2 tRNA genes are annotated in these 243 nt (G+C 49.0%); both read left to right on the top strand.

Annotation, left to right across the window (positions count from 1 at the left end):
- The first annotated feature begins 45 nt into the window (after window positions 1-45).
- Window positions 46-116: transfer RNA gene (locus HMPREF2818_RS07100), tRNA-Trp, on the top strand.
- A 14-nt stretch (window positions 117-130) separates the two neighbouring features.
- Window positions 131-203 (top strand) — tRNA-His (locus HMPREF2818_RS07095).
- The last annotated feature ends 40 nt before the right edge of the window (window positions 204-243 follow it).

Raw genomic sequence — 243 nt, 5'->3', positions numbered from 1 at the left:
GCTCCTTCGGGTTCGGGGGTTCGAATCCCTCTCTCTCCATAGTAAACGGGCATAGTTTAAAGGTAGAACTAAGGTCTCCAAAACCTTCAGTGTGGGTTCGATTCCTACTGCCCGTGTTTTTTCTAATATGGCGGGTGTGGTGAAGTGGTTAACACATCAGATTGTGGCTCTGACATTCGTGGGTTCGATTCCCATCACTCGCCTTTTCATGGGGTATAGCCAAGCGGTAAGGCAAGGGACTTT

It is taken from the genome of Streptococcus sp. HMSC076H09 (genome assembly GCF_001811765.1).
Taxonomy (GTDB): domain Bacteria; phylum Bacillota; class Bacilli; order Lactobacillales; family Streptococcaceae; genus Streptococcus; species Streptococcus agalactiae.
Note: the sequence above shows the minus strand (reverse complement) of the source record. Positions and strands in the feature narration are given on the sequence as shown.